14 protein-coding genes and 1 rRNA gene are annotated in these 16,729 nt (G+C 71.7%); 3 read left to right on the top strand and 12 right to left on the bottom strand.

What is annotated here, in order from left to right:
* Position 1: 1 nt before the first annotated feature.
* The 7 genes from QSK37_RS49580 to QSK37_RS49550 form a co-directional block, all read right to left on the bottom strand.
* Positions 2-844 carry a hypothetical protein gene (locus QSK37_RS49580; RefSeq protein ID WP_285636570.1) on the bottom strand — a complete coding sequence of 281 codons (843 nt, stop codon included), beginning with the start codon at positions 842-844 and terminating at the stop codon, positions 2-4.
* A gap of 7 nt (positions 845-851) precedes the next feature.
* Complete coding sequence (locus tag QSK37_RS49575) at positions 852-1,811, bottom strand: copper transporter (RefSeq protein ID WP_285636568.1); 960 nt, start codon at positions 1,809-1,811, stop codon at positions 852-854.
* The gene (steA, locus tag QSK37_RS49570; RefSeq protein ID WP_285584055.1) at positions 1,808-3,037 is read right to left on the bottom strand and encodes a putative cytokinetic ring protein SteA; all 1,230 of its coding nucleotides are present in this window, start codon (positions 3,035-3,037) and stop codon (positions 1,808-1,810) included. Before steA ends, QSK37_RS49575 begins: the two co-directional genes overlap by 4 nt.
* A gap of 142 nt (positions 3,038-3,179) precedes the next feature.
* Entirely contained in the window at positions 3,180-4,877 is a 1,698-nt protein-coding gene (gene recN, locus QSK37_RS49565) for a DNA repair protein RecN (protein ID WP_285584054.1), read from the bottom strand.
* A 402-nt stretch (positions 4,878-5,279) separates the two neighbouring features.
* Complete coding sequence (locus QSK37_RS49560; RefSeq protein ID WP_285636565.1) at positions 5,280-6,176, bottom strand: NAD kinase; 897 nt, start codon at positions 6,174-6,176, stop codon at positions 5,280-5,282.
* Between the two features lie 225 nt (positions 6,177-6,401).
* Positions 6,402-7,202: a TlyA family RNA methyltransferase gene (locus QSK37_RS49555; protein WP_285636562.1), complete on the bottom strand. Its 801-nt coding sequence runs from the start codon at positions 7,200-7,202 to the stop codon at positions 6,402-6,404.
* Positions 7,203-7,623: 421 nt separating this feature from the next.
* Positions 7,624-7,791, bottom strand: a complete 168-nt coding sequence (locus QSK37_RS49550) for a hypothetical protein (RefSeq protein WP_285584048.1) — start codon at positions 7,789-7,791, stop codon at positions 7,624-7,626.
* Positions 7,792-7,913: 122 nt separating this feature from the next.
* Here QSK37_RS49550 and QSK37_RS49545 point away from each other — a divergent pair, with 122 nt between their 5' ends.
* Entirely contained in the window at positions 7,914-8,255 is a 342-nt protein-coding gene (locus QSK37_RS49545) for an SCP2 sterol-binding domain-containing protein (RefSeq protein ID WP_285636559.1), read from the top strand.
* Here the strand turns inward: QSK37_RS49545 and QSK37_RS49540 are convergent.
* Positions 8,252-9,232 (bottom strand): HAD-IIA family hydrolase, encoded by a 981-nt coding sequence (locus QSK37_RS49540; RefSeq protein ID WP_285636556.1) that lies wholly within the window; start codon positions 9,230-9,232, stop codon positions 8,252-8,254. The genes QSK37_RS49545 and QSK37_RS49540 overlap by 4 nt on opposite strands.
* Positions 9,233-10,269: 1,037 nt before the next feature.
* Positions 10,270-10,677 carry a tetratricopeptide repeat protein gene (locus QSK37_RS49535; RefSeq protein ID WP_285584044.1) on the bottom strand — a complete coding sequence of 136 codons (408 nt, stop codon included), beginning with the start codon at positions 10,675-10,677 and terminating at the stop codon, positions 10,270-10,272.
* A gap of 56 nt (positions 10,678-10,733) precedes the next feature.
* On the opposite strand from QSK37_RS49535, the gene QSK37_RS49530 reads away from it, so the two are divergent.
* A complete protein-coding gene (locus QSK37_RS49530) occupies positions 10,734-11,993 on the top strand; it encodes a DUF1015 domain-containing protein (protein WP_285636553.1) in 1,260 nt (419 codons plus the stop codon).
* Between the two features lie 1,559 nt (positions 11,994-13,552).
* On the opposite strand, the gene QSK37_RS49525 is transcribed toward QSK37_RS49530, so the two are convergent.
* On the bottom strand, positions 13,553-13,897 hold the full coding sequence (locus tag QSK37_RS49525; protein ID WP_285636550.1) for a single-stranded DNA-binding protein: 345 nt from the start codon (positions 13,895-13,897) through the stop codon (positions 13,553-13,555).
* Between the two features lie 121 nt (positions 13,898-14,018).
* On the opposite strand from QSK37_RS49525, the gene QSK37_RS49520 reads away from it, so the two are divergent.
* Positions 14,019-14,957 (top strand): MBL fold metallo-hydrolase, encoded by a 939-nt coding sequence (locus QSK37_RS49520; RefSeq protein ID WP_285636547.1) that lies wholly within the window; start codon positions 14,019-14,021, stop codon positions 14,955-14,957.
* Positions 14,958-14,991: 34 nt separating this feature from the next.
* Here QSK37_RS49520 and QSK37_RS49515 read toward each other — a convergent pair whose 3' ends face one another.
* Together QSK37_RS49515 and rrf are read right to left on the bottom strand one after the other, a co-directional pair.
* Positions 14,992-16,509, bottom strand: a complete 1,518-nt coding sequence (locus QSK37_RS49515) for a hypothetical protein (RefSeq protein ID WP_285636544.1) — start codon at positions 16,507-16,509, stop codon at positions 14,992-14,994.
* A 99-nt stretch (positions 16,510-16,608) separates the two neighbouring features.
* A 5S ribosomal RNA gene (gene rrf / locus QSK37_RS49510) occupies positions 16,609-16,725 on the bottom strand.
* Between the last annotated feature and the right edge of the window lie 4 nt (positions 16,726-16,729).

Here is a 16,729-nt window from a genome sequence, read left to right as displayed (position 1 = left end):
GTCACTCCGTACCCGTCGGACGTGCCTCCGCCACGACGGGACGGCGGCCGAGCTGGTCGAGACGGCGCAGCGCCGGCGTCGCCTGGATCACCTTGGTGAAGCTGACGAACTCGCTGGCGGCGTTCAGCGCCACCACTCCGGTGAGGATGCCGAGGCGTACGGGACGAGGCAGGTGGGCGGCGGACAGCCCCAGCAGGGCGCCGAGCGCGTTGGCTCCGGCGTCGCCGAGCATGGCGCGTTCGCCGAGGTCTTCGGGCAGCAGCGCGAGGGCGGCGCCGAACGGGGCGGCGGTGACGGCCGAACCGCTCAGCGTGCCGGGCAGCGCGGCGAGCGCGCCGACCTTGATCGCGCGGCCGGGCCGCAGGTCGAACAGGTTGAGCAGGTTGGCGCCGCCCGCGACGAGCGCGCCGTTGATCAGCAGGTCGGCGGGGGTGCTCCGGCGCCCGGTGCCCGCGAGGGCGGCGGCGGCCAGCCCCGCGACGCCGATGCCGAGGATCTTCACCGCGCCGGTCGTCACCTCACCGCGCGCCAGCGCCGTGAGGTGACCCTTGAAGCCGCGAGAGTCGCCGGATCCGGCCAGGTCGTCGTACGCGCCGAGAGCGCCCGCGGTGGTACCCGCGAACACCGCGGCCACCCGCATGCGGGCCGGCACTCCGGGGGCGACGGCCACCGCCGTCACCGCTCCGGCGACGAACGCCGGGCCCTCCAGCAACGTCACGGGCTCACCGCGGTGGTTGGTGCGCAGCCAGAGTTTCTCCTCGCGCGGAGGGCGCCGGGTCAGCAGGGTGTACGCCACCCGCGCGGCCGCCGCACCGAGTACGGTCCCGGCCACTGCCTTACGCATCCTGGTCTCACTTCTTCTCGGGCACCGTGGGTACGGGGGTGGGCATCGGGCCGTCCACGCCCGAACCGATGCCGTAGTCGCCGAACTTGCCCTGCCGGGCGGAGTTGAGCGCGAACACCGTCGTCAGGCGGCCGGCCGAGGCGTCGCCGGTGTCGACGGTGGAGACGTGGTCCTGCGCCTTGCTCTCGTCGCGGATCGCCTTGATCATGCCGCCGTCGGACGCGGCGTCGGCGTTGCCGGTCGCCACGGTGCCGTTGGCGTACTTGGACAGGGCCAGTGGGAGGGCGACGAGGGCCTTGTTCTCGGCGTCGGCGTTCTTGTCCTTGCTGGCCGCGGCGGGCGCGATCACGATGGCGAGTGTGGCACGGGTCGCGGGCTGCCCGCTGTAATTCAGGAAACCCGCCGTCTTGAATCCGGAGAGGACCTGCCCGGCGGCGGGGTCCTCCTGACCGGTGCTGGAGGCCTGCCGGGTGGCGAGCACCGCGGCCAGCTCCAGGGCCACCCGGTCGTACGGCGAGGCGTCCTGGGGGAAGTCGACGGTGGCCGGTTTCAGCTGGTCGGTCAGCTCGGTGAGCGTGGTCAGCTGGTTGGCGTCGAGGTACTTCTCCTGGAGGGTGACGTATCCGCTGATCCGCGCGCCCGCCTTGCCGATGAGGTCGGCGGTCTTGGCCCGCACCTGGTCGTCGGCGCCCGGCGCCTCGATGAAGACGACGCTCTCGCCCTTGAGGCGTCCGTCGACGATCTGCGGCGCGACGTTGTCCATGACCTGGTCGTCGTAGCCGTTCAGCTGGTCGGTGTTGCGGTTGAGCGTCCGCAGGTTCTGGTTGTCCTTCTCGAGTTGGCCCGACCGGTCCTTCAGCTGGTCGACGAGCGGTCCGCGCAGCGTCGAGGCGCCGACCACGAGGCCGAGCGCCAGCGCCAGGAAGATCGCGATGATGGAGACGAGGTGGTATCGGAAATCGATCACGTGAACAATCCGGTCAGCCAGTAGACGAACTGATGCCATTTGTCGGCGACGACGGGCGCGAACGCATCACCGGCGGGCGAGGAGACGATCGCCACGATCATGGCGACGAGCGTCGCCGCCACCAGCAACAGGAGCGAGGATCCCTTGATGCGGCTGCGGTAGAGCCGGCTCACTCCCTTGGCGTCGACGAGCTTGCTCCCCACCCGAAGGCGGGTCAGGAACGTGCTGGACATGCCCGCACGTCCTTTGTCGAGGAACTCCACGAGCGTCGCGTGAGTTCCCACGGCCACGATGAGCGTGGCGCCCCGGTCGTCGGCGAGCAGCATCGCGATGTCCTCGCTGGTGCCCGCCGCGGGGAAGACGACGGCCTGCCGGTCGAGATCGTGCACCCGTTTGAGACCGGGTGCGCGACCGTCGCGGTAGGCGTGCACGATCAGCTCCGCGCCGCAGGTCAGCGCCTCGTCGGACACGGAGTCCATGTCACCGACGATCATGTCGGGACGGTAACCGGCCTCGATCAGCGCGTCGGCCCCGCCGTCGACGCCGATCAGCACCGGCCGGTATTCACGGATGTACGGCCGCAGCGTCGCGATGTCCTCGCGGTAGTGGTAACCGCGCACGACGATCAGCACGTGCCGGCCATCGAGGTCGGTCGTGACGTCCGGCACGCCGACGCCGTCGAGCAGCAGGTCACGCTCGCGCTTGAGGAACTCCATCGTGTTGGCGGCGAACGCCTCGAGCTGGGCGGGAAGCTCCGCCTTCGCCTCGGTCATCGCCGCCTCGACCGTCTCCTCGGTCTGCCGGATGCCCTTGGCCACGACCTGGTCGTCGGCGATCAGCGCCCCGCCGTCGACGCGTACGCGGTCGCCCTCGCGGACCTTGCTGAACACGTCGGGACCGACGTCGTCGATCAGCGGGATGCCGGCCTCGACGAGGATCTGCGGCCCGAGGTTCGGGTAGCGGCCCGAGATGCTGCGCGCCACATTGATCACTGCCGCCACATCGCAGGCCGCGAGCGCCTCGGCGCTGACGCGGTCGAGATCGACGTGGTCGATGATGGCGATGTCACCGGGCTCGAGCCGCTTGGTCAGCTTCTTGGTCTTGCCGTCGAGGCGCGCCACGCCGGTCGTACCCGACTCGGCGTCTCCGCGCTCACGGCGCAGCCCGCGAAACCGCGGCACGTGCAGGCGCGCGGTCGGTTTGATCCTCGGGGAGACGTCATTCATCGTGATGCCATCCTGCCAGAGCGCGGACGGTGACACTTGTAACGACGATCGTAAAGGCGTGTTCGTTCTTTACCGTGCGCGTCGCTCGGTGGCCGGACGTGGGAGCCGTCAGGCTCCATGAGCATATGTGATCCCGGACGGCTCAGCGCTCGGCCGCGGCGATCGTCAGCAGCTCCTCCGCGTGCGCGCGGCCCAGCTCGGAGTCCTCCAGGCCCGCCAGCATGCGGGACAGCTCGCGCACCCGGCCGTCGTCGTCGAGGGCGGTCACGCCGCTGCGGACGACCCTGCCGTCGTTGGACTTCTCCACCACCAGATGCTGGTCGGCGAAGGCCGCCACCTGCGGAAGGTGGGTGACCACGATCACCTGCGCCGACTTGGCCAGCCGCGCGAGCCGCCGACCGATCTCCACGGCCGCCTTGCCGCCGACACCGGCGTCCACCTCGTCGAAGACGAACGTCGGCACCGGGTCGGCGCCGGCGAACACCACCTCGATGGCCAGCATGACCCGCGAGAGCTCACCGCCGGAGGCGCCCTTGTGCAGCGGCAGCGGCGGCGCGCCCGGGTGCGCGGCGAGCCGCAGCTCGACCTCGTCGACGCCGTGCGGCCCGAACTCCTCCTGCGGGGTCACCGACACGACCACCCGCGCGTGCGGCATGGCCAGCGCGGTCAGCTCCGCGGTCACCGCCTCCGAAAGGCGCTCGGCCGCCTCCGTACGGGCCTCGGTCAGCTCCGCGGACAGCTCGGTCAGCTGGCGGGTCAGATCCTCGTGCTCGGCGCGCAGCTCCTCGATGCGGTCGTCGTCGGAGTCGAGCTCGGCCAGCCGCGCCGCGGAGCTCTCGGACCACGCGAGCACGGCGGCGATGTCCTCGCCGTACTTGCGGGTGAGGCCCGCCAGGGCGGCTCGGCGCTCCTGGACGCTCGCCAGCAGCGCCGGATCGGCCTCGATCGACTCGGCATACCCGGCGAGCTCGGCCGCGACGTCGGAGACGAGGTAGACGGCCTCGGAGAGCCGGTCGGCCTGACCGGCCAGTGCCTCGTCGTGGGACCGTACCGCCTCCAGCGCCTGCCGGGCCCCGCTGAGCAGGCTGATCGCGTCGGCGGCGCCGGTGGCCGCCGTCGGATCGCCCTGCAGAGCCTCGTGCGCGGTGGTCGCGGCCGTGCGCAGCGCGTCGGCGTGCGCGAGACGCTCGTCCTCGGACGCGAGCTGCTCGTCCTCGCCCGGCTTGGGGTCGATCTTCTCGATCTCCTCCAGGCCGAACCGGAGCATGTCGGCCTCCTGGGCCCGCTCGCGGGCCTGCGTGGTCAGCTCCTCGAGCCGCTGCGTGACGTCGCGGTGCCTGCGGTAGGCGGCGATGTAGCCGCGCAGCGGCTTGGCGACCTTGTCACCGGCGAACCGGTCGAGCGCGGCCCGCTGTCGGCCCGCCTGCAGGAGCCGCTGCTGGTCGGACTGCCCGTGCACGGCGACCAGGTCGTCGGCCACGTTGATCAGCATCGCGACGGGAACCTGACGGCCCCCCAGGTGAGCACGCGAGCGCCCCTCCGACGAGATCGACCGGGTGACGATCAGCGCGCCGTCGTCGAGCTCGCCGCCGGCCTCGTCGACGCGCGCGGCGACCCTGCCGCCCTCCTCGACGATGATGCGCCCCTCGACGCTGGCCCGGTCGGCGCCGGGCCGTACGCGCTGCGGGTCGGCGCGCCCGCCGAACAGCAGCCCGAGGCTGGTCACCACCATCGTCTTTCCGGCACCGGTCTCACCGGTCACCACGTTGAAGCCGGGGGACAGCTCGAGAACGGCCTCCTCGATCACCCCGAGGTTCTGGATCCGTACTTCCTCGACCATGGGCCGCACGTGTCGAACCCCTCCCGTCGCACTGCACAACCGGCGTCCCGAGGCTACCCCGTCATAGCGACGTATTGCCGTCGGATCGCCGGTTGAGGCGAACGTTTGTTCGGCTCAGATTACGGGCGGATGTGGCATGCCGCGGTCCTGTCACGGCTCAATATCACGCCAAGAATGGCCGTGGGAGAGGTTATATCCGCTGGTCAGTCCCTCTTCCGGTGTGCGGCGATCCGGCATTTCGCCGTCCGGCGCCGGCGCGGTTGTCCACAGGCGGCTTGCGTATCCGTCGTGCCCAGAGCTCGACGACCGACGGCTGTTCGCCGACTGCTGTTCGCCGGCTGTGCGCACCGGGCCACGGCGTACGGAGCGCCGGGCGACCCATCCGCACCGGGGCCGTCCCGGTCAGTCGCGGACGCGGCCGCGCCAGCCGGCCACGGGAAGGCCGAACTTGGTGACGAGACGGTCGGTGAACGGCGTCTGGTGCAGGCGTGCGAGCCGCACCGGCCGTTCGCCCCGGCGTACCTCGATCCGCGCGCCGGGGGGCACCTCGATCTGGCGACGCCCGTCGCACCACAGCACGCCCCCCGAGGTGTTCGGGAGCAGCTCCAGCGCCACCACCGAACGCGGTGATACCACCATCGGCCGGGCGAACAGGGCATGCGCGCTGATCGGGACGACGAGCAGGGCCTCCACCTCGGGCCACACGACCGGGCCGCCCGCCGAGAACGCGTACGCCGTCGACCCGGTCGGCGTGGCGCACACCACGCCGTCGCAGCCCCAGCGGGAGAGGGGCCGGCCGTCGATCTCGGCGATGACCTCGAGCATGCGCTGGCGGGAGGCCTTCTCGACGCTCGCCTCGTTCAGCGCCCAGCCGGACTGGGTGACGTCACCGTTCTCGCGGACGATGACGTCGACCGTCATGCGCTCTTCGACGTCGTACGCCCGCGAGGCCACCTTGTCGACCGTGGCCGCCAGGTCGGCGCGCTCCGCCTCGGCCAGGAAGCCCACGTGGCCGAGGTTGACGCCGAGCACCGGCGTGCCGCTGGGCCGGGCGAGCTCGGCGGCGCGCAGAAGCGTGCCGTCGCCGCCGAGCACGATCACCATCTCCGCGCCCTCGGCCGCCGCGCCGCACACGGGTGTGACGTCGACGCCGGCGCACCGCAGGTCTTCGGCCTCGCTGTCCAGCACGCGCGCGGAGATGCCGGCCTCGCTCAGCCGGTCGAGCACGAGCTGAGCGCTCCGGACCGCGCCTGGCCGCCCGGTGTGCGCCACGAGGAGGACGGATCGTTTCTCTGTCATGCGGTCCCCTCGGCCCCGTCCACCGCGACACCGCCGGACGTCCGCTCCTCCACACGGAACGGATCGGCCCCGTGCCACGGGTCGCCTATGAATCGTTCGTCTGTCATCTGAGGCTCCCTGACCGCCGCAGCCCGGCCCGCGTCGGCCGACCGCCCCACTGCTCACGCACGGATCGTTCGCCTGCCGTCGAAGGCGCCCCGGCCCGGCCCATGTACGCGCGGATCGTCATGCGGGTCCCTCCGCCACGGCCTTGTCCAGGTCGGCGTCGGTCAGCGGCGGCGCACCGGCCCGCAGCCACAGGAAGTACTCGACGTTGCCCGACGGGCCGGGCAGCGGGCTGGCCGTCACGCCCCGGGTGCCCAGGCCGAGGGTCTCCGCGTGACGTGCCACGTCGCGTACGGCCTCGGCACGCAGCGCCGGGTCACGGACGACGCCTCCGGCGCCCACGCGTTCCTTGCCCACCTCGAACTGGGGTTTGACCATCATCACGTAGTCGGCGTCGGCCGCCGCGCAACGCCGGATCGGCTCCAGCACCAGCCGCAGCGAGATGAACGACAGGTCCGCCACCACGAGAGTGGGCGGCTCGCCCACGTGCTCCGGCGTGAGTTCTCGGATGTTGAGGCGCTCGACGACCGTCACCCGCTCGTCGGTGCGCAGCGACCAGGCGATCTGGCCGTACCCGACGTCGACGGCGACGACGTGCCCGGCTCCGGCGCGCAGCAGGACGTCGGTGAAGCCGCCCGTGGACGCGCCCGCGTCGAGGCAGCGGCGCCCCCGAGGATCGATCTCGTCGAAGGCGGCGAGCGCACCGGCGAGCTTGTGTCCGCCGCGCGAGACGTACTCCGGCCCGGTGTCGGCGGTCCGGACGACGATCGGCGCGGACGTCTCGACCTGGGTGGCGGCTTTCGTGGCGGTGCGTCCGCCGACGGCGACCCGTCCGGCGGTGACGAGTTCGACCGCCTGCTCGCGCGAACGGGCCAGGCCTCGCCGGACCAGCTCACTGTCCAGACGCCGCCGTGCGCTCATGACTCCTCCTTCGCCGGAGGAGAGATCAGGCCCGCCGCCGCGGCGATGCACGCTCGCTTGAGAACGGCACACCGCGTCGGCGAGAAGCTCACCGCGTGCATGAGCACTGGAGGGACCAGGAATGCCGTTTCGCCCATTCGCTCGCTCGTGAGCGCGCCGCCCCGTGTGCGACAGGCGCCGACCCGTCGCGATGCCGGGGCCCCACGATGCGTCACCCGGCCGCCGAGGGCCCCGGACTCCGCCGGTGCCGTCGTGGTCCCGGCCGCGCACCACGGAGCCCCCGCCGGGACGTGCCGGGCCGTCGTCGCCCTGCCGTGCGCGGATCGCCGTGCCGACGGCACCGCGTGCCGCCACTGCCGTCCGCCGATGCCCCGCAGAACGCCCCGGAGCCGTGCGTCGCCCGTACGGGCCTGGCCGAGGTTCACGCCGGCTCGCCGTCGATGCCCGTCAGGGCGTCCTGGAGGCGGCGGTGGACGTCCTGGAAGATCGCCGGGTGCTCGGCCGGAGGCGTCGCCTCCAGCTCGCCGAGGCGGGCCATCGCGGCGTCGACCCGCTCGTCCCCGGTGGTCTCGCCCTCGGTGCCGTTCACGTATCGGTCCCCCAATCAGCGCCGCGTTCGCGGCAAGCCGGTCGACCCCGGCTCAGGAAGAACGCTACCGTCCGTGGGTGACAACGGTGTCGAGGACGACTACGGGGGGAACGGACCTGACAATGGCCACGCTGGAGGAAACGCGTGCGGCACTCGAACGCATCGCCACCCGGCTCACGGATGTGGATCCCGATGAGCTCGCCAAGCACGTCGTCGAACGCACCGTCAGCTGCCATGTGCCCGATCTGAACCTCGTGTTCGTCACCCGCATCCACTCCGGCGGGATGGACGACTTCGAGGTCGCCGAGAGCCCGAACGGCGCTCAGGTCCGGCTCACGGTGAACAGCGACGACCTGGTGGCACTCGCCGACGACAAGCTCGGCGTCGGCAAGGCGTGGGCCAGCGGCCGGCTCAAGATCGAAGCCAGCCTCGGCGACCTGCTACGCCTCCGCAAGATCCTCTAGAACAGGCGGTCGAGCGCCCGTTCGCCGCGTTCGAGGTCCCCGGAGTCCCAGACCGCGGCGCACAGGGCGCGCAGCCCGTCCATCGGGTCCCCGTCGCCGGAGACCTCCAGGTCGCCGGACACGGTCCAGCCGCCGTACACGTACGCCGCACCCTCGCGCCGTACGCCGTTGTGGGGGACGAGCAGGCCGTTCAGGTCAGCGGAGACGTACGTGGGGCGGTGCCGGGGCGGAGCGGCCAGGAGTGCCCGGGGGTCGGTGACCCCGGTGAACACCAGGAGGCTGTCGGCGCCGCCATTGTGCGCGCCCTCGATGTCGGTGTCGAGCCGGTCGCCGACGATCAGCGGCCGCTCGGCGCCGGTGCGCAGGATGGTCTCGCGGTGCAACGGCCGTTCGGGCTTGCCGGTGACGATCGGGTCGACGCCGGTCGCGGTCCGGATCACCTGGACGAGCGCCCCGTTGCCGGGCCGGAGCCGCCCGCCCTTCCCGGGGATCGTCGTGTCGCCGTTGGACGCCACGAAGATCGCTCCGGCCGCGACCGCCTGAGCGCCCTCGGCCAGCAGGTCATAGCTCAGGCCGGGCGAGTACCCCTGGGCGACCGCCGCCGGTTCCTCGGCCGCCGTGGACACCGGCCGCAGGCCGGCCTCCCGCAGCGCCTGGCGCAGCCCCATGCCGCCGACGACCAGGACCTTCGACCCGGCGGGCAGCCGTTCGGAGAGGAGGCGCGCGGCGGCCTGCGCCGAGGTCACGACGTCCTCCGCCGCCGCGGGCACGCCGACGTCGCCGAGCAGCGCGGCCGTGGCACTGGGCGTACGAGAGGCGTTGTTCGTCGCGAACGCGAGCCGCATGCCGCTGGCGCGCGCCTTCTCGAGCGCCCCGGCCGCCCCCGGCACGGGGTCGTGGCCGATGTAGACGACACCGTCGAGGTCGAGCACACCGACGTCGTACGCCTCGGCCGGCGGCCGATCGATCCCCCGCATGGTCATCCTTCCTGTACGTTCCATCCGCGACGTGCCCCGGCGAGTGCCGTTCCACCCACCCGGCAGGCCCTGAAGGCCCCGGCCCGATCGCGCATACCGGTCATCTTTCCGGATCGACGGCCGTCACCGCGCGCGGGCCGCCCTTGGATACGCCGACGGCGTGCCTGGACGGGCTGATCGCCGCCGTGAAGACGATCGGATCGCGACCGGGCCCGGCGAAGCGGCCACGCGACGATCAGCGGCGGGCAACGCCCGTACTCGGCGCGGGTCACCAAGCCGGGCCAGCCGATACGCCACCTGCCGACCGACCAGCGGGGACGGCCGCGAAAGGGCAGGGCGGCCGAGGAGATCGTGGACGGTGAGGGACGCCGGAGCAGTGATGAGTTCAGCGATGCCGCTGCGCGATGGGAGTGAGTGCGGCGGAACGGGATGAGATGAGCGGCGGACGAGGCCGATCGAGCCGCTCCCCGAGCGGTCAGTACCCGTGCGCTCCAGAGGGCACCGTTTCGCCTGGGCACGCCTACCGGCATCCATCGTGCCCTCATGCCGTCCTCGGCGCAGGGCGGAGCTCGACCGGACCGGCGTAGGGACGCCGACCAGCGCTTCTTCTCGGACAGATCCGGCAGGCGACCAGCGCCGCGCTCACTCATCCCTTGCGAACTCGGGCGTAGTCCAAGAACGCCAGCCAAGGCCCCAACCCCTGACGGATCCAGCAGAGTCCCGCCCTCAGCCTCAGCCCTTGCACACTCGGGCACGGCGCAGGGACAACGACCGGGCCGGAGAGCACGGCGGTGTTCGGCGCGAACGTCACGCCCTCACGAGCGGGTCCGCTTGTCACCGACACTCAGGCTGGAGGGTCCACGTGCCGACCTGCCGTGCCCGGCCGGTTTCACCTCGGGGCGGATCCGGCAGGCGACGGCCACCATCCCACCCTCTCGCTCCTCCTTCCCGGACGCTCGGGCATGGCGCACGAATGCCGGCCGAGACTCCCCACCTTTCGAGGAGTTCAGCGGACGGTCCGGTGCCGTCCTGCTCTCTCAGCCCTTGCGGGCTCGGGCGTGGCGTAGGGCGGTGGCGTAGTGTTTGTTGTCCGGGCACATGGCGCAGGCCAGGGCGAGGTGCTCGACGGCCTCGGTGAGGTTGCCGGTGCGGGTGAGCGCCAGGCCGAGGCCGAACAGCGCGTAGTCCTCTGCGGGGTCCGCTTCGACGATCATCCGGAAGTTCTCCGCGGCTTCGGCGTATCGCTTCGCGCCGTACTGGGCGCGGGCGAGCGCCTCGCGGACGCTTCGTGACGACGGCTCGGCCGCCGCCGCGTGCTCGAGCACTTGGATCGCCGCCGCTGGGCTGCCGCTTTCCAGAAGGTTCAGTCCCCGCTGATACCAGTCATAGACCTCGCCGCCCGGCGTACCGGGGGAATCCTGGCCGTGGTCCGAACCTTGAACCATTTGTGGCCTCCGTTCGCCGACTCCATTCGAGCCCTAACAAGACCGTGGTATCTAACATGCCCGACGTGACCACTCAGCCCGGCCTCAGCCTCGAACCGTTCCGCGCCGTACGCTACGCCTCCTCCAAGGTGAGCTCACTGGCCGCGGTGACGTCGCCGCCGTACGACCTCATCGACGAAGAGGCGTTGAAACGGTTCATGGCGGACGAGCCGCACAACATCGTGCGATTGATCCTGCCCCAGCAGGACTACGGCGACGCCGCCGAGACGCTGCGGTCATGGCTCGCCGAAGGGGTGCTGACGGTCGACGCGGAACCGGCGCTGTACGCCTACGAGGAGGCCGGAGAGGGCGTCCTGCAGCGTGGGCTGATCGGGGCGCTGGGCGTCCACGGGCCGGGGTCGCAGGTGATCCTGCCGCACGAGGACGTTTACCCGGGTCCGATCCGGGACCGGTTGGCCCTGATGACCGCCACACGGGCGAACCTCGAACCGATCTTCCTGCTGTACGACGGGGAGGGCGCCTCGGCCACCAGCCGCCTGGTCGACGAGGTGGCCTCGTCTCCCCCGCTGCTGGAGACCAGCACGGGCGACGACGTACGGCATCGACTGTGGGCGATCACCGACCCCGCCGTCCACGCGTCGATCGCCGCCGACCTTCGGAAACGCCAGGCGCTGATCGCCGATGGCCACCATCGGTACGCGACATATCAGGCGCTCAGGGAGGCGAACGAGGGGCCTGGGCCGTGGGACTACGGCCTCGCGCTGCTCGTGGACTCGAGCGCCTACCCTCCTCACCTCGGCGCGATCCACCGGGTGATCCCGAACCTCGCCGTGTCCGACGCCGTACGGCTGGCGAAGGCCGCCTTCCGCACGGAGCAGCTCGGACCCGACCTGCCGACGGCGCTCGAACGTCTCGCCGCACAGGACGGCACGGCGTTCCTGCTCGGCGGCGAAGAGGACGACCTGTTCCTGCTCACCGACCCCGACCAGGCACAGGTCACGAACTCGATGCCGGACGGGACGTCGCCCCGCTGGCGTGGCCTGGACACGGCCGTGCTCCACCGGCTGCTGATCCCCGAGCTGTGGCACATCACGGATGACGAGGCGAACGTGCATATCGTCCACCACGACGCCGAACGCGCCCTCCGGAAGGCCCGCCGCGCGAACGGCACCGCGGTGATCCTCAACCCGTTGCAGGTGGCGGACGTACTGGCCGTCGCGGCCGGCGGCGAGAAGGTCCCGCGCAAGTCGACATCGTTCGGCCCGAAGCCCCGTACCGGCCTGGTGCTAAGAACCTTCGACACCGACCGAAGATGACGCCGTGCGGCACCGACGTCGGCGCGCCGCTGCGTACGCGGCCCCGATGACTACGCCGAGGCGTGACGCAGAGGGCGGTGATTCGCCTGCGGAGTCCTGCGTGGGCGGTTCGTGCGTGCCGGTGTTGTGCGTGCCGGTGTTGTGCGTGTGGGCAGCTGTCAGGCAGCCCGCTCACGGGTGATCCACCATGCTCCGCGTACGGCGCGGTCCCCCGCTCGTAGGCGTTCCTCCCTGGGTGGCTCGCGACCCACCCACGGATGAACGCCTACGCAATGCCCGCCGAGGTCCAGCCCGCGCGGAAGCAGCCGCCGAGACATGGAACGGCGGGGATTACGCACCGCCCGCAGGCCGGTCGTCCACTCGTCATCGGTCGGCTACGTCGAGCGCCCGCCGTCCGCGCCGAAGATGGCGGGCGTGGCGTCACCTTCTACGGCGTCATCACCATCCGTCGTGCGCTGTGCCGTGGCAGGCGCGCTCGAAAAGGGGCGCTTCGGGCCACGCTGGGTCCTCCTGCGAGGCGGCGACCGCGACACGCCGGCCCGGCCGGACTCGACCGGGCATGTGAGGACGGGCGGGAGTGACCGGAAGTCCTACCGACAAGCCACGCCCGCAACAGCAGCTCACCCACGGACCGCCAGCACGCACACCACCAGCACGCAGACCGCCAGCACGCAGACCGCAGGCACGGGCTGCCGACGCAAGGCCGCCCACGCGGGGACCACCTGCGGTGCGAAGCCTGCGCAGACGAGGCCCGTCCAGGGGTTACTCAGGTAGAGGTCACCTAGACGAGGTCCGCCCGCCTAGGAATCACGCGCCCAGGAAGCACACACGCGCGAGCTGACCGCGGTGCGAGGTCAACGCAGCGGCGACCCACCAGAGTTACCCAGGCGGCGCTTACCCATGTGAGGGCACCCACCCAGGAACCACCCGCGTAAGGGCCACCACGAGGACCGCCACACGGCGGCTAGCCGCGGCGCGATGTCCATGAAGGCGCAACCCACCAGGATCGACCAGACGGCAGTAACCCACATGAGGTCCGCCCACCCAGGAACCACCTACGTAAGGCCACCGCAGGAACCACCACGCGGGGGCTGACCGCCGCGTGGGCTCCACGCAGGCGCGACCCGCCGGCATCAAACAGGCCGCGATTACCCACCCGAGGATCGCCCACCCGGGAACCGCCCACGTAAGGCCACCGCAGGAACCACCACGCGGGGGCTGACCGCCGCGTGGGCTCCACGCAGGCGCGACCCGCCGGCATCAAACAGGCCGCGATTACCCACCCGAGGATCGCCCACCCGGGAACCACCGCGTAAGGCCATGGGGACCACCACGCGGAAGCCGGCCGCAGCGCGAGGTCCACGCAGGCGCGACCCACCAGGGTTACCCAGACGGCAGTAACCACACGAGGGTCACCCGACCAGGAACCACCCGCGCAAGGACCGCCCTGGGGACCGCCACACGCGGTAGCGGTCTGCTCGGTTGCCTCCGCCGCCGAGGGGTTCGGCGGGTCAGCCTGTCGCCGGCCTGGCGCCTCCCACGCCATCGCCCGGCACCCTTCACGACACGGCTTTCTCCTTTCCGGGTGGGCGGAGGCGGAGGGCGGCGCTGGAGGCCTCGACCTCGTACAGGCCTCGGGGGCCCGTCGGGCTCTTCCAGAAGCGGTGCCTCAGTGCTCCTCGTACCTCGATGACGTCACCGTGGGTCCACGCGCGGACCGTGGCCTGGATGTTCGGGTCGTAGGTAACGCAGCGGATCGTGTCGATGGCGTCCTGCGGCGACCTGGCGTCGTGGTGCTCGACGATGAGGCGCCAGACGGCCACTTGGTCATCGCCCGATAACGTCCGCCACTCCGGCTCTCCGGAAAGCCTTCCCACCAAGACGATCTCGTTGACGTGCTCCACCGTCGGCTCCTCTCGTGATCGGCCGCCGTCTCCCCGACCACGGCCCTGTATCTACGATGGAGGCTCACACCCGACCGCATAAGGCCCCCCGCACATCTGTGGACAACCATCGGAGACGGATATGGAGAACCTCACCGACCTGGGCAATGACGTCTTCGAAATCGACACGCGAATGGCCGGATATTCGGGCATAACAGCCGGTTATCTCATTCGTTCGGAGCGGCCGTGTCTCGTCGAGACCGGAGCCGGGAACTCGGCCGAAGTCGTGCGTGACGCCTTGTCGGCGGCGGGGATCGGCCCCGGGGATCTGGCGACCGTCGTCGTCACCCACATCCATCTCGATCACGCGGGCGGGGTCGGGGACGTGGCCGAGATGTTCCCGAACGCGGAGATCGTCGTGCACGAGAAGGGCGCCCGGCACCTCGCCGACCCGAGCCGGCTGATGGCCAGCGCGCGCACGGTCTGGGGCAAGGCGCTCGACTCTCTCTTCGGCGATCTGAAGCCCACCGACGCCGTACGGATCCGCGCGGTCGACGACACCGGGATCGTCGACCTCGGTGGCGGCCGTCGCCTCGAGAGCCACTACTCCCCCGGACACGCCAAGCACCATGTGGGGCTGCTCGACTCCCTCACCGGCGACCTGTACGTCGGCGACGCGGCGGGCGTCTACATCCCGGAGACCGCGGACCTGCGCCCGGCCACGCCACCGCCGGACTTCGACCTCGACAGCGCTCTGGCGTCGCTCGACCGGTTCCGCGCGCTCCAGCCGACGCGTCTTCTGTTCAGCCACTATGGGCCGGTGGAGCTCGCGGACGAGACTCTCGAGCGCTCGGCCGAAGAGCTGCGTCTCTGGGTCGAGATGGTGACCGAGGCGTACGACCAGCGCCTCGACCTCGACCACGCGGTGGCCATGGTCCGTGAGCGCACCGACGAGCGCTACAAGGCCCTCGCGCCGGACGCCGACCCCGCCGTGGCCCAGAAGGTCGAGGTGATCTCCGCGACCCGCAACAACGTCGCCGGGATCATGCACGCCTTGGAGAAGGACTCCGTCCGGGGCTGACCACCGGTACGGAGCCCTCTGGTGCACGGAGGCGTCAGCCGTCCTCCGAGTCGTCGTCGATGATCTCCAGGCCCTCGATCTCCGCGTAGCGCTCCGCCGCGTCCGTCTCACCGTCGCGGTCGGCGGCGGCCGCTCGCGCGAACCAGTCGGCCGCCTCCTCCTCGCGTCCGGCGTCGGCCAGGGCGTCCGCGTACGCGTAGAAGAGCCGTGCCGACCAGGGGCGGAGGCGCTCGTCCTTGAGCTCGGGGATCTGCAGCGCGAGTACCGCGGCGTCGTGCTGGCCCAGATCGCGCCGGGCGCCGGACTCGACGATCCGCATCTCGATCGCCTCGGCGGGTGGCAGCCGCTTCGCCTCGTCCGACCTCGCGAGGTCGAGGGCGCGTTCGGGCCGGCCGAGGCCACGCTCGGCGTCGGCCATCACCGACAGGTACGCCTCCTGCCCGGTCAGCCGCCGCGCGGTGCGGAGCTCGGAGAGCGCGACGGACCACAGGCCCGCGTGGTACGCGGCGAGCCCGCACGCCTCCCGTACGACACCGACGCGCGCGGCCTTCCGCCGGGCCGCCAGAGTGTGCTGGTACGCCTGCTCGGCGTCCTCGTCCAGCAGGCGCCCGGCCATCACCAGGTGCCGGGCGACGGCCTTCGCCAGGTCCTTGGGAAGGGTCCTCAGCTCGGCCTTTGCCGCGCGGTCCAGCTCGTCACCCGTCACGTCGTCGGGTACGGGCGGGCCCGGGTCCCTCCTGGGCCGGGTCTCGTCCTCCGGACGGCGTTCGAAGGGCTTCCGGCTTCCGCCTGCGGCCCCGCGGCGGTCGGCCGGGCGCCGTCCGCGGTCGCCGGGCCGGCCACCCTCACGACGGCCGCCGCCCGGCCGGCCGGTGGTGTCACGCCCGGGCGCGCCGGCGCCCGTACGGGCCCCCTGGCGCCGTCCGGACGACTCTCCACGCCGATCGTTGGGCGCGCCCTCGGGCCGGGGCCTGCCGCCGCTCGTCCTGTCACGGCGCTGGAAACCGCCGTCGCGGCGCTCCTGGTCCCTGCCCTCGGAACCGCGGCCGCCGCCAGGGCGTGGCGTACGGCGGGAATCGTCGCGTTTGCCGTACGGGCCGGAGCCCGCCTCGTCGCGCTGCCGGGGGCGGTCACGATAAGAGCTGTCGGAGCCGCGGCCGCCGCCGGGACGTGGCGTACGCCGCGAGTCGTCGCGTTTGCCGTACGGGCCGGAGCCCGCCTCGTCGCGCTGCCGGGGGCGGTCACGATAGGAGGTCTCGGAGTCATTGCGGAACGGCCGGGGCCGACGTGATGTGGGGCGCCCGTCGTCGCGTCCCTTGTCGCGGGGCTTGGAGAAATCGCGGCCCTTCGCGTTTCCGCCCGTGCCTCCGGACCCGGTACGGCCTGCGGAGCCGTCGCGTCGAGGCCCGCGGGCCTGACGGCCGCCGGCCGAGTCGCGTCCGCCGCTCTGCCGGCCGCGGGCTCCACCCGCGCCGCCGGGTCGGCGGTCCTTGTTCTGACGTTGGCGCCGATCGTCGTCGTCGCCGTCCCGCCTGTCGCTTTCCGCGCTCATCACACCAGACCGTTCAGCTGGAACACCCGTGGGTCTCCATTGTGCCGTGACAACGCAAAAGGGGCCGCCTGATCAGGCGGCCCCTTTTGTATGGTTGATGTCCGGCGGTGTCCTACTCTCCCACACCGTCCCCGGTGCAGTACCATCGGCGCTGGAGGGCTTAACTTCCGGGTTCGGAATGGGACCGGGTGTTTCCCCACCGCTATGACCACCGAAACGC

Source organism: Actinoallomurus iriomotensis, assembly GCF_030269445.1.
GTDB classification, from domain to species: domain Bacteria; phylum Actinomycetota; class Actinomycetes; order Streptosporangiales; family Streptosporangiaceae; genus Actinoallomurus; species Actinoallomurus iriomotensis.
The sequence above is the reverse complement of the archived record's forward strand: the minus strand, read 5'-3'. Positions and strand labels throughout refer to the sequence as shown.